The sequence below is a fragment of the Paraburkholderia atlantica genome (assembly GCF_000092885.1).
Lineage (GTDB): Bacteria > Pseudomonadota > Gammaproteobacteria > Burkholderiales > Burkholderiaceae > Paraburkholderia > Paraburkholderia atlantica.
Genome location: NC_014118.1, coordinates 1,146,091 through 1,158,753 on the forward strand (window position 1 = coordinate 1,146,091; position 12,663 = coordinate 1,158,753).

The following is a 12,663-nucleotide window of genomic DNA, read 5'->3' on the forward strand; positions in this document are numbered from 1 at the left end:
TCCACGCCCGCTTTTCCACGATTGCGCAGATGCATTGCTCAATAAAATGGTTCGGGCGAACAGCGCCGCCCCGTACGATCGGTCTGGACCTGCGAACCAAAACCGCGGGTTCGAACAGACATTCGGACCGATTCAACGATGGCGATCTATCTCGACGACACCCAGCGCAACGATATCGACCGTCTGGCCGCTAGCCGGACCTGGCGCACGCAATGGCCGACATGGGCGCTGATCGTCGCGATCTACGGTGGCTGGTTCGGCGTCGCCACCCACGCTCGTCTGCTGGGTCTGCCGCTGACGGCCACGCTGCTGGCCATCTTCGGCGCGTGGTACATGTCGCTGCAGCACGAGCTGCTGCACGGTCATCCGACGCGCTCGCGATTCGTCAACGCGCTGCTCGGTTTCGCGCCGCTGGCGGTGTGGTTCCCTTATCAGGTGTATCGCGAGTCGCATCTGCGGCATCACGACGATGCGCATTTGACCGAGCCCGGCAGCGACCCGGAAAGCTATTTCGTTAGCGCAGCGCAGTGGCGACGCGCGGGCGCCGCGATGCGTGTGCTGCTGGTATTGCGCAATACGTTGATCGGTCGCTTGCTGGTCGGGCCGGCGTTTGCGATTGCCGCGACCGGTGCGCAGGCACTCGGCAAGATGCGCGACGGCGATTGGCGCGACCTGCCCGCATGGCTCGCGCATCTCGCCGCGCTGGTTGCACTCACTATGTGGTTGCAGCAGGTATGCGCGATACCGGCGTGGGTGTTTGTCGTCGGTGCCGGGTATGGCTCGCTCGCGCTTGCATCGGTGCGTTCCTTTCATGAGCATCGGATGGCGCAGTTGCCCGCGCATCGCACGGTGATCAATGAAGCGGGATGGCTGTGGCGGTTGCTGTTTCTGAACAACAACTACCACCTGGTTCATCACGATCTGCCGCATGTGCCGTGGTTCGCTCTTCGGCATATCTACGAGACGTCCCGCCGGCAATACGTGGAACGCTCGGGAGGCTTTCTCGTGAATGGATACAGCGAATGGCTGCAGCGCTATTCACTTGTTCCAATCGCCGATCCCGTTGGCGGTGTGCCGCAAGATCACGCCGACAGGGGCCTTGATTCCGCTGCCGGGCATCTGTCGATATGAAGCCCGCAAGCGGCCCGTCCTCACGCTATGGAGCGGCCCGAATGGGCGTGTTCTGCCCCGCCGCAACCCACCACACTCCGTCCCGCCGCACCAGTACGTAAAGGGCCATCTCGGAGAACGACGCCGAAAGGTCATCGGACGGTTCTACCACGTGTCCGTCCAGGCCGAGCGCTATGCGCCGAACCTGCGCGACGGCCACGCCGGGAGCCGGCGCAAGAACATCGACGATCTCGAAGCGCGAAGCATTGCCACCCTTTCCGGATCGCTTCAATCGCGCATGGATCGGATGCAGCTCCGCGTAGCCATGAACAGACGCACCGAACGGGCTGCCCCACATGATGTCCGCGGCAAAGTGGCGGTTCGACAGGTCCGCGTCATGCTGGTCCCAGCCGGCCTGGAGTTCCTCGACGAAGCGCGCGACCGCATCGCTTGCCTGCCGCGTTGCGGATTCGTCGGCGCTCAGTGTCGGCCGGTTCGGTTGATGGCTGGCAGTCGTCGCGTGCGAAGTCATCGTGCATCTCCATTCGTCTGGTTCCTCAACAGAAAGGACCGAGGGCCGATGGGAATGTTCCACCTCTCCCCCTGCAACGCACGGTTGATCGGTTGACTCTCTCGTAGTCGACAGGCGTTCCGAGGTCCGCTTTATGCTGTTCAATCTCCAAGCTCGGGAATCGCCCATTTTCGATTTGAACAAGGAGATAGGGTCATGAGGGCCAGGTCCGGGCGGCACATATCTGCGCCACGGGCGGTCTACTACGCCCTCGCATCGAATATCGCTGTCGCCGCGTGCAAGTTCGCCGTCGCGTTCTACACTAACTCCGGGGCCGCACTCGCCGAAGCCGTACATTCCAGCGCCGACTGCCTGAACCAGGTTGCGCTGCTCGTCGGTCATCGCGCCGCTCGAGCCGAGCCCGACGAGCAACATCCACTCGGCTTCGGTCGCGCGACCTATGTCTATGCCATGCTGGTGGCGATGCAGCTATTCATCTTCGGAGGCGTTGCGTCGATCGTGATCGGCAGCTTTCGCGCAATCCATCACTCGCGGCTCGAACAGCCTTTGCTCGCGATCGGCGTGTTGTGCGTGTCCGGCGTGATCGAGGCAGTCGCCCTCAGAGCCTCCATTCGCACGATCGAGCCCCGGCATCGCGCCAGAGGGCTATTGAACTGGTTCAGGGAAAGCGGCAGGCCGTCCGTGATGCTCGCGGTCAGCGAGGATGTCGCCGCGGTAACGGGCGTACTCGTCTCCCTGATCGCGATCGGCATTACGGTCCTGACCGGCAATCCGCTTTACGATGCGCTCGGCAGTGTCGGCGTCGGCATTGTGCTGATGACCACGGCTGTGTACTCGATGCGCGAGATCCAATCGCTTCTCGTGGGTGAATCGGCGCACCAGCGCATACGCCAGGAGATGCGCGCGTGGCTCAGCGAGCGCAACGAAGTCCGTCGCATCGTCAGTCTGATCGCCTTGAAGTGGTCCGAGGATCTGGTCATTGCGATTCAGGCGGAGCTCGAACCGCACGACAGTGCGAACGAGCTGGTGCGCACGATCGACCGCATCGAGCGCGAATTGAAGGAGCGCTTTCCATCCGCTCGATGGATATTCTTCGAGCCCGAATTGCGAGAACATGGCCGAGCTCCGCTCTAGTAACGATGCAGCGCACCGGCAACACGTGGCGCGCCGCTTGCTTCAAATATAGATTCGGGCGACATGGGAAGGGTTTGTTCCCCCCAATGAACGGCTCGGTCAGGCCGACTACGGCTGAGGCTGGCAATGGATAGCTTGCAGTGTGAGTACGACGATTGCGTGGTGCTGGTTCGCTCGCTTCGGAACTGGATTGACCGCCACTGGCCTATCGACCGCGTGCGCGTCAAGGCCGAGATGGGCCAGCTCATCGACATGGTGGAACGGGCCGGACCGCGCGACGCGACGTTTCACGGTCGTCTCGATGCGGCGCGCTCGCTGATCGTGCTCGGGCGATTGACCGACGCGCTGGACTGTGTCGATACACTGCTGCCGGTCGTGCAACAAAGCGAGCTCAGCCCCAGGCGTTGGCCGATAGCCGCCCGACGCTGGAGACCGTAAAACTCGCTGAGGCTCGATCGAACTCATCTTGCCTCTCCCCACGACTCAGGCCGGATAGCCTACCGGGATCAGATAGAGGACGGTCTGGCCGCGAGGCAGCCCGAGCTTGCGGGCCGCCGGAGCCCCGTCGACGGCGCCCACGGGCACGGCGACTAGCCCCAGCGCGACGACCTGCAGCAGCATGTTCTGGGTCGCATGCCCGACCTCGAGATCGGCATACAGATTGGCTCTCCCGCCATATCTCGCGGTCAGCCTGCTGGGGTCGGCGGCCACCACGAGCAAGGCCGGGGCCGCCTCGACCGACGCCTGGTTGACCGCAAGCGCTCGCAGTTCGGGGCGCAGGTCGTGGCTGGCGCGCTTCTCGGCCCGGTGGCCCTCCGGCAGGTAGTGCATCACCTCCGTCGCGGTCACCACGTAAAGTTCGAGCGCATACAAAGCGCCGGCCGCCGGAGCCGCGCGCTTACCGTCCGAGTTGGTGATGCCCTGGCCGGCCCACATCAATTGGCCAATGGCCTCGACCGGCAGCGGCTTCGACGCGAATCTGCGCACCGACCTGCGCTTCGCGATGGCTTCCTCGAGGGACACCGTGCCTGTGAGGTTGGGCTTGGGCAACTCGATCTGATCGGTGAATTTCGCCTCGGCTGCCTGCGCCAGGCTGGTAGAACCCTCTGCGAGCGCGCCTGCGGCCAGCGCAACCAACAGTTCACGGCGTTTCATCGGGCACCTCCATCAGCAAAAAGCAGGCTGGCAGGCAGAGCCTGCAGCCTGCGCGAATCTCGGCACTGCACGTTAGCGAACGCGGCCAGGCAACAGAACCCGCGACCGGTGTACGCCGCACTTCCGCCAGATAGACCAGGATCAGCGAAACCCAGACGATCCTGTATAGGAACATGAAGCAGTCGGAACGCACGCTGAAAAAATCCAGCAGGATGCCGAAGATTATAGGCAGCAGGAATCCACCAAGGCCACCTGCAAGCCCGACGATCCCGGTGACGACGCCCATGTTCTCCGGAAAATCATCGGCCACCTACTTGAAGGTCGACGCGATGCCGAACGCGAAGACCGCGCCGAGCACGAACGCCAGCGCAACGAACACATACACGGTCACCCGCAGGTGAATGCTCGATCGACTGCCACGCCTGCACTGGTTCCAGCGAAGCGCGGCGCTCGCGCCACAGCTTGATCAGCGCACTGCGCACCAGCTCGTGATTGGGCATGTCGGGCCAGGTGCGCGGATAGTCCGTCTGCTGCGTTTCCCACCTGACGATGCCGCCCTTGACATAGATCTTCCATGAGCAGGAACCCGTTCAGTTCACGCCATGAGTTGTCTATGGTGACATGCGTCAAGTCTCCCTCAATCGGACCTTGGTCCTACAAACGCCGACCGCGCGGTGGTGTAGGTTTGTCATGCGCAACCGACAGGAGTCCAATCATGTGCCGCTGGCTCGCTTATACCGGCAATCCACTTCAGCTCGAAACCGTGCTGTTCAACGCCCGGCATTCGCTGATCGATCAGAGCATGCATTCGCGGCTCGGCGCCACCACCACCAATGGCGACGGTTTCGGCATCGGCTGGTATGGCCACCCCACCGACATTCCGTTTCGCTACCGCTGCATCCAGCCCGCCTGGAGCGACCGCAATCTACGCGAGGCCGCGCGGGCGATCCACTCGCCGTTGTTCGTCGCGCATATACGCGCGGCGACCGACACGCCGTCGCAGGAAACCAACTGTCATCCGTTCCGCCACGGCCGCTGGCTGTTCGCGCACAACGGGCTGGTGCGCAATTACCCGAAGGTGCGCCGCGATCTGATGGTACAGATCGATCCCGACCTGTTCCCGTCCATCGAGGGATCGACCGATTCCGAGGTGCTGTTTTTTCTCGCGCTGACCTTCGGGCTGGAGCTCACGCCCGTCACCGCGCTCGAACGGATGGTCGGCTTCGTCGAAACCGCCGGCCGCCGGCATGGCGTGGGTGAACCGCTGAACATGACCGTGTGCGCGACCGACGGCGAGCAGATCATCGCGGTCCGTTATTCGAGCGAAGGGCAGTCGCGCTCGCTGTTTCACAGCAGATCGTTCCGTCATCTGCGCGAGTTGTATCCCGACGACGAGCGCATCAGGACGGCCGGCGAGAATGCGTTCCTCGTGCTGTCCGAGCCGCTCTCGGACTTGCCGGGTATCTGGCAGGAAATTCCCGAGAGCACGGCGGTGGTCGCACGCGGCGGCGAGATCGAGCAGTTTGCGTTCGAGCCACGAATGAACTGAGCCGCGCCTGGAGTTTTGCGCCCTGCCGCCCTATGCTGCGGGAATGAGCAAGGTCAACGGCACAAAACGTGCATACCGGCTCGGGAGAAACGCGGCGTGTCATCTTCGAATCTGGGACCGACGGCAGAAGACAAGCTCGCCTTCTGCGTCGCCTGCACCGCACTGGATCAGGCGACTCGCGATCTGCAACAGTTGAGAAGTAACCCGGCAACATCGCTGAATGCGCTGTCTAAAGCGCAGCGCGACTATGAATTGACCCGGGTGCAATGGCAGCGCTGTCAGTGGCAACTGCGGGCCGCAACGGCTCACGCAGTGAAGAGACCGTCACAATGCCTCGGCGCCGTCGTCATCGTCGGGCACGACAAGGCGGTCCGGGATTCTCTGCGCGTTCTGCTCAATGTAAAGGGCTATGGGCGCTCCAAAGCGCTCGGTTTCGAGCATTGGCATGAAATATGGCTGGAACCGTCGCGCCAATTGATCGTTCTCGACGTGCCCGTCAATTCGATTACGACTGCGTTGTGGTTCGTGGAGAGCTTCGATACAAGCATCGATATGCCGAGCATCATCGCGTTGGCGCGGCCGGAAGACGCGGCCAGTTTTGCTGGCAAGGTCGACGCCATCGTTGCCAAGCCCATCGTGCTCGAAGAACTGCTTTACGCAATCGACTTGATTCAGTTGCAGACGAAGACTCCAGCGCATCATGGGTGACGGTGTCTGTCGGCACGGCCCCAGGTTCGTTCATCCCCTATAGAAGCCCGTATTTCCGCGTACTTTCGCTGAAGCCGCGCTCCGCATCTGCTTGCCGAAGCCGCGCAACGCCTGCACGAACACTCGGGCCCGCGATTTGCTATCTGTGGGCGCGAGGTGACATATGAACGACGAAAAATTGATCGAGCCGGAATCCGCCGTACGCGATCCCGTCGAGCGGTCGTGGATTAAACGCCTGGGCCCCGGCCTGATCACGGGTGCGGCCGACGACGATCCATCCGGAATCGGCACTTATTCGCAGGCCGGCGCGCAATTCGGATTCAACCTTCTATGGGTGATCCTGATCACCTATCCGTTGATGACCGCCATCCAGCTGGTGAGCGCGCAGATTGGCCGGGTGACCGGCAAGGGCCTCGCATCGAACATCCGCGCGCATTATCCGGCTTGGCTGCTGTATGGCGCGGTCGCGCTGCTCGTCGTGGCAAACGTAATCAACATCGCCGCTGATCTGTCGGCGATGGGCGCCGCGGCCGGACTGCTGCTGCCCGGTCCGCAACACCTCTATGTCGTCGGCCTCGGGGCGTTCTCCGTCATCCTGCAGATTTTTGTCCCCTACGAAAGCTACGCACGGATTCTGAAGTGGACCGCGCTATCGCTTCTTGCGTACGTCGCGGTCGCTTTCATCGTGCCGATCCCGTGGGGCGAAGTCGCACGCGCCGTTGTGTTGCCGCGCATCTCGCTGACGTCGGACTATCTGACCATGGTGGTCGCGGTGCTGGGCACGACGATCAGTCCGTACCTGTTCTTCTGGCAGGCGTCGCAGGAAGTCGAAGAAATGCGCTCGGCACCGGAACAGGCGCCGTTGCGCCGCGTACCGCATCAGGCACCCGCGCAGTTGCGAAGAATCCGTTTCGATACGTGGGTCGGCATGGGGGTGTCCAACTTCGTTGCATTTTTCATCATGTTGACGGCGGCGGCTACACTGCATCTGCACCACATCGAAGTGAAAACCTCAGCCGATGCCGCGCGGGCACTCGAGCCGTTTGCCGGACGTTTTGCTTACGTACTGTTTGCGCTCGGCATCATCGGCACCGGCATGCTCGCGCTGCCGGTTCTCGCCGGCTCGGCCGCCTACGCCGCCGCGGGCAGCTTTCGCTGGCGCAGCAGTCTGGCATTGCATCTGACGCTCGCGCGCGAATTCTATGCGGTGATCGCACTGGCCATCGTCGGCGGCGTGGCCATCACCTTCATGCATTTCGACCCGATCCGCGCGCTGTACTGGAGTGCGGTGATCAATGGCGTTACCGCGGTGCCGATCATGGTCATCATGATGCTGATCGCGCGAAGTCGGCGGGTGATGGGACAGTTCGCCGTCAAGGGCGTGCTGGCGTGGGGAGGATGGCTCGCAACGCTCGCGATGGCGCTGGCGGCGGTGGGCGTGTTCGTGCCGTCGTAACACACGTGTTCCACCACGAACCTGGCCTTCGTGCGGAACGGCGGTGCTCCGCAATTCGCGCCGCACGGGCTGCGCAACGGCAGCCGTATCTGAACTTCCTCGTTTTGCGTTCGTCTGAACGGTGCATCCGGCCACGGACAGCACCGTCACATGCCGACGGTTTGCCGACAACCGCGTGGCCGCTCCCGTTCGACGATCAAGGAGGATTGCACATGCCGAAGAAGCGTTCAGACGAATCGTCAGCCGCACGCGGCAACCGCAGAGGCAGAATTCTCGCCGCGCCGGTTTTCTCGCAGCCGCAACCCACACCGGACCCGCAAACCTTCGTGGTCCGGCACGCATCCGATACCGCCGCGTACAAGGTGATCGACGAACTGAACCGCGAGCACAAGCTGAAGGCGCTGCCGTTTCCGCCGCCGCGCGGCGGCACCGAGCCTCGGCTGACGTTTGCGGAGGTGGTGAACAACAATCAGAAGCTCCTCGATACGATCAACGAGAGCGGACAGATCGTCTTTCACGCCACCGGCGACTGTGGCAGTACCAAAGGTCCGGCCACCCAGAATGAAGTCTCGGACAAGATGGTCAGCGACTTCGACGAAACCGATCCCGCCGAGGTGCCGCAATTCAACTTTCTGCTGGGCGACATCGTCTACAGCTTTGGCGAGGCGCAGTACTACTACGATCAGTTCTATGAGCCGTATCGCAACTATCACGCGCCGATTCTGGCCGCCGCCGGCAACCACGACGGAATGGTGTCGCCGTTGAAGCATGAGAAGAGCCTGCAGGCGTTTCTCAGGAACTTCTGCTCCGACTGCTTCCAGGTCTCTCCCGATGCGGGCCACCTTTCACGGACCGCGCAAATTCAGCCCGGTGTCTTCTTCACGTTCGAGGCGCCGTTCGTGCGCATCATCGCGTTGTACAGCAATACGCTCGAAGACCCCGGTGTGATCGCTGACCGTCACATCGGCAACAGTCAGCTGAAGTTCCTGAAAGCGGCGTTATTGCGGGTGAAGAAAGAGAACTATCGAGGCGCCCTGCTGTTCGCGCATCACCATCCGCCGTATGTGGCGCGCGGCCGTCATGGCTGGAGCGTGGAAATGCAGCAGCAGATCGATGCCATTTGTCATGAGGTCGGTATCTGGCCACACGCGGACCTCGCGGGACACGCGCACAACTATCAGCGCTTTACGCGAACCCGTTCCGATGGCACCCACATCCCTTACATCGTTTGTGGGAACGGCGGTCATCAGGTGCAGCGGCTCACCACCAACGGCCAGCCGCCCCTTCGCGCGCCGCAGCTGCTCCAGGCCGCGTCGAAAGACGCCGATGCGGTCGTGCTTGAAAGCTACGACGACCGCAACTTCGGCTATTTACGGCTCGTCGCCAACGCGAGGCAATTGCGCATCGAATACCATCCCGCCGTGGACGGACCCAATACGAAAACCCCCGACGATCAGGTGACCATCGATCTGGCCACCCGGCAGGTCGCGCACTACGTCGCTCGCGACTCGGGCATACCCGCTCTTGCGGAGCGCATTCGTCAATTCGCGCAGGTCCAGCCTCGCGAAGGCTGACAGGTACGCAACTCGCCGATCTGATGCGATCCGCGGCTTCCGCTGGTTTCCCCGCATTAAAGATTTGTGAATATCTACCGTAATCGTAAAAGTGAGGCGGCTCGCAGCGTTCGAGCCGTCGCTCAACCCGGTAGTCGGAGAACAGCGTGAGATTCAAAGCGGCCTCGTGCCCTAAAAAACCTAACCCGATTGAGTCCCGGGTCGATAGCGACGCACACGCGAATGGCTGGTCAGCCCGCAACCAGCAGTTTCTTTCCTATTTCCTGTCGCGGTATGGTCAACGCAGGACCATCCCGCTGCCGAGTCTCTGCATTGCCGTCGCTGCCGGTGTTGGCATCGGCGCTCTTGTGCATCAAGCGGCCAGTGAAGCGGCGACTGCCCTACGTGTTGCGTTGTCGATGATGTCCGGCGCCGCCGGCCTCGCGATCGTTCGTCGCAAACTCGGCCTGGATTATGCGCGGCAAAGTGCGGCCACCGCACTGGCGAGCGGGCTTCTGCACGCGAATCGCGACTGCCTGAAGGTGCTCGCAACCGACGGAAAAATGCTGCGGGTGTCGGAGCATGGCGCGATGCTGATGGAAGCGGAGTCACCCGAGCAACTATCCGGCGCGGACTGGCTCGCTTTCTGGACCGGCGCGGATCGCACGGCGGCCGAGCAGGCGTTGGCTGGCGCCGTCTCCGGCAACAGCACATCGTTCACGGGAAGCTGCGCGACGACGCGCGGGCGCACCAAATGGTGGAACTCGACGCTCACGCCAGTAACAGGCGACGACGGTGAGGTGACCGCGCTGCTTTGTGCATCAGAGGATGTCACCCAGCAATCGGAGCTGTTGAAGACACTGCGCGAACGCGATGAGTTGATGCATGAGATGGAGTTGCATGTCCGGCTCGTGTTCTATTCGTATAGCTCGCATTTCGAACACTGTCACCATGTCAGCGCGGGTGTCGAAAGCGTGTTTGGCATTACGCCTCAAGAGCTTAGCAACAGGCCTTCGGCGTGGCTCGACCTCGTGGTGGAGGAGGACCTGGAGCCATTGCTCGCCGAGATGAACCGTATCGCGTCCGAAGTGTCGGAAGGTCGCTTCGAATACCGCATCCGCCGCCCGGATGGTTGTCTGCGCTGGATCAGAAGCACGGCCTACCCCGTGTGCGATGGCTCCGCGAACGTGGTGCGCATCGTCGGCGTCAGCGAGGACATCACGCTGGAACAGGAACGCCTCGCGGCGCTCGACCATCTGGCCTACACCGATGGGCTCACGGGTTTGGCTAACCGGGGCGCGCTGATCCGCCACATGAAGAAGCTTTGCAGGCAGAACGTCGCCTTCGGTCTGATGTTCGTCGATCTCGACCGCTTCAAGGTCCTCAACGATACGCTGGGCCATACGGCCGCTGACCGTCTATTGCAGGACATCGCCAAAGTCATTCAGGGAGCGCTACCGCCGGATGCCTGCGTCGCGCGCCTCGGCGGAGACGAGTTCGCGGTGATCGTCAGGGGCGAGAGCGACAAGGCGACGCTGGCAAGCCTCGCGCAGTCTCTTCTGAACCTGTTTTCAAGCGACGTTCGCAAAGACCACGCCGCGCCATTCGTCACGGCGTCGATCGGCATTTCGATCTTTCCCGAGCACGGCCGCGATCACGAGGCGTTGCTGACCAGCGCGGATATCGCGATGTATGCGGCGAAAAAAGGCGGCCGCAACGGTTTCCGGTTCGCCGACGAAGCGTCCAGCGATGTGCTCGGAGATTTCGAGCTGGAGTGCAATCTGCCCACGGCGCTGGCGTCGAACCAATTCGTGCTGCATTTCCAGGGTATTCATGAACCAGCCTCTCTGGCGGTGAAAGGCGTCGAAGCACTGGTTCGATGGAACCATCCGGCGCGAGGCCTGGTGGGTCCTGGCAGCTTCATCCCAATCCTGGAGGAAAGCGGGTTCATCGTCGAAGTCGGGGCATGGGTCGTGGACGCAGCCCTCGCTCAACTCGCCGTCTGGCAGGCCGCCGGGAAAAAAGAGCTGTCGATGTCGGTGAACGTGTCCGCGCGCCAACTGCGGGATGACTCGCTGGTCGCGATAGTCGACCAGGCGCTGCGAAAACACCGGGTGCCGCCGCGCTGCCTGCAGATCGAACTGACCGAAAGCGCGTTGATGGAAAACCCCTCACTCGCGCAGGCAACGCTGATGGCGCTCAAGCGCCTTGGCGTGCGCATCGCCATCGACGACTTCGGAACGGGATACTCGAGCCTGCGTTATCTGGCCGATTTTTCGCCGGACATCGTCAAGATCGACCGCTCGTTCACGGCCAGGCTGGGCCGCGACTCGGCGGCCGCGTCGATCGTCCGGGGCATCATTCAGATGTCGCACGAACTCGGCATCAAAGTGACGGCCGAGGGTGTCGAAACGAATCAACAGCTGCATGCGCTGCGCGACGCAGGCTGCGACTTCGTGCAAGGGTTCTTTTTGACGAAACCGATGAAGGCGGAGAATCTGTTTCAGTGCGAATGCTCTGTGTCCTCGTCCGCAGCAGCCGGGGCAACTAGCTTCTGCTCCCATTGAGAAACAGATCCGCGACGACCGAGCGCAGCCAGCGATTGCCGGCTTCGTGATGGTACTTCGCATGCCAGTGCTGGCGCACCGCGAACTTGTCCACCGGGAAAGGACATGAATGGACCACGACGTCGTTCGCCCGCGCCAACGTCTCGCCAATGTGTCGCGGCAACGTAGCTATCAGATCGGTCGACCTGATGATCGATCCGAGTCCGAGGAAGCCGGGCAATTCAAGCACGACGTCGCGTTCGATGTTCTCGCGCAACAACGCCTGTTCGAGCAGTTGCCCGCCTGTGCCAGCCGCAATCACGACGTGCCCCTCGCTGCCGTATTGCTTCAGACTCAGCCGCGCACGCACGCGAGGATGATTGCGGTTCGCAAGGCATACCCAGTCCTGCATATAAAGCTGTTGCTGGTACATACCGCCCCCCAGCCATGGCACGTGCCCGATCGCAAGATCCGCCTCGCCGGATTCGAGCGCCCGCTCCGTATTGCCGTCGATCCTGGCCGCTTCCAGCCGAACGCCTGGCGCCTGCGCTCGCAAATGCGCCAACATTCGCGGCAGCAGCGTAATGTGGCTCGCGTCAGTCATGCAAATACGAAAGCGTCGCTTGGCCGTGGCGGGATCGAACGAGATCTCCCACGCAGCGAACCGGCGCAGAGACTCCAGAATTTCCCTGCACGGTCCGATCAACGCGTCAGCCTGCGGCGTGGGCGTCATACCGCCCGGTGTGCGAACGAACAATGGGTCCTGCAAATGCTCGCGCAAGCGACCCAACCAGATGCTGACCGTCGGCTGACTTTGCCCGAGTTGCTCGGCGGCGCGCGTGACACTTCGCACGTCGTAAAGCAGGTCGAAAAGCTGAAGCAGCTTGAGGTCCGGAAGCTCAGTGGTACTCATGGCGATA

11 protein-coding genes and 2 pseudogenes are annotated in these 12,663 nt (G+C 62.2%); 8 read left to right on the forward strand and 5 right to left on the reverse strand.

Going from position 1 to position 12,663, the window contains the following annotated elements:
• The first annotated feature begins 138 nt into the window (after positions 1–138).
• A complete protein-coding gene (locus tag BC1002_RS21200; RefSeq protein WP_013092041.1) occupies positions 139–1,131 on the forward strand; it encodes a fatty acid desaturase in 993 nt (330 codons plus the stop codon).
• A gap of 25 nt (positions 1,132–1,156) precedes the next feature.
• Here BC1002_RS21200 and BC1002_RS21205 read toward each other — a convergent pair whose 3' ends face one another.
• Positions 1,157–1,642 (reverse strand): Cif family virulence factor, encoded by a 486-nt coding sequence (locus BC1002_RS21205; RefSeq protein ID WP_013092042.1) that lies wholly within the window; start codon positions 1,640–1,642, stop codon positions 1,157–1,159.
• Between the two features lie 195 nt (positions 1,643–1,837).
• Here BC1002_RS21205 and BC1002_RS21210 point away from each other — a divergent pair, with 195 nt between their 5' ends.
• Together BC1002_RS21210 and BC1002_RS21215 are read left to right on the forward strand one after the other, a co-directional pair.
• Positions 1,838–2,776, forward strand: coding sequence for a cation diffusion facilitator family transporter (locus tag BC1002_RS21210; protein WP_013092043.1), 939 nt, complete (start codon positions 1,838–1,840; stop codon positions 2,774–2,776).
• A 126-nt stretch (positions 2,777–2,902) separates the two neighbouring features.
• On the forward strand, positions 2,903–3,214 hold the full coding sequence (locus tag BC1002_RS21215) for a hypothetical protein (protein ID WP_013092044.1): 312 nt from the start codon (positions 2,903–2,905) through the stop codon (positions 3,212–3,214).
• Between the two features lie 45 nt (positions 3,215–3,259).
• On the opposite strand, the gene BC1002_RS21220 is transcribed toward BC1002_RS21215, so the two are convergent.
• The 3 genes and pseudogenes from BC1002_RS21220 to BC1002_RS36525 form a co-directional block, all read right to left on the reverse strand.
• Positions 3,260–3,931 (reverse strand): SagB/ThcOx family dehydrogenase, encoded by a 672-nt coding sequence (locus BC1002_RS21220; RefSeq protein ID WP_013092045.1) that lies wholly within the window; start codon positions 3,929–3,931, stop codon positions 3,260–3,262.
• Positions 3,932–4,028: 97 nt separating this feature from the next.
• A pseudogene (locus tag BC1002_RS21225) lies at positions 4,029–4,310 on the reverse strand (MFS transporter); the annotation flags it as partial.
• A pseudogene (locus BC1002_RS36525) lies at positions 4,273–4,542 on the reverse strand (hypothetical protein); the annotation flags it as partial. The pseudogenes BC1002_RS21225 and BC1002_RS36525, both read right to left, overlap by 38 nt.
• Before the next feature lie 104 nt (positions 4,543–4,646).
• On the opposite strand from BC1002_RS36525, the gene BC1002_RS21230 reads away from it, so the two are divergent.
• From BC1002_RS21230 to BC1002_RS21250, 5 genes are all read left to right on the forward strand, one after another.
• On the forward strand, positions 4,647–5,480 hold the full coding sequence (locus BC1002_RS21230; protein ID WP_013092046.1) for a class II glutamine amidotransferase: 834 nt from the start codon (positions 4,647–4,649) through the stop codon (positions 5,478–5,480).
• Positions 5,481–5,576: 96 nt separating this feature from the next.
• Positions 5,577–6,188 (forward strand): response regulator, encoded by a 612-nt coding sequence (locus BC1002_RS21235; RefSeq protein ID WP_013092047.1) that lies wholly within the window; start codon positions 5,577–5,579, stop codon positions 6,186–6,188.
• A gap of 163 nt (positions 6,189–6,351) precedes the next feature.
• Complete coding sequence (locus BC1002_RS21240; RefSeq protein WP_013092048.1) at positions 6,352–7,644, forward strand: NRAMP family divalent metal transporter; 1,293 nt, start codon at positions 6,352–6,354, stop codon at positions 7,642–7,644.
• Between the two features lie 212 nt (positions 7,645–7,856).
• The gene (locus tag BC1002_RS21245; RefSeq protein WP_013092049.1) at positions 7,857–9,218 is read left to right on the forward strand and encodes a metallophosphoesterase family protein; all 1,362 of its coding nucleotides are present in this window, start codon (positions 7,857–7,859) and stop codon (positions 9,216–9,218) included.
• A 146-nt stretch (positions 9,219–9,364) separates the two neighbouring features.
• Positions 9,365–11,764, forward strand: coding sequence for a sensor domain-containing protein (locus tag BC1002_RS21250; RefSeq protein ID WP_013092050.1), 2,400 nt, complete (start codon positions 9,365–9,367; stop codon positions 11,762–11,764).
• On the opposite strand, the gene BC1002_RS21255 is transcribed toward BC1002_RS21250, so the two are convergent.
• A complete protein-coding gene (locus BC1002_RS21255; protein ID WP_013092051.1) occupies positions 11,745–12,656 on the reverse strand; it encodes a LysR family transcriptional regulator in 912 nt (303 codons plus the stop codon). The two genes, BC1002_RS21250 and BC1002_RS21255, sit on opposite strands and share 20 nt — an antisense overlap.
• Positions 12,657–12,663 lie beyond the last annotated feature (7 nt).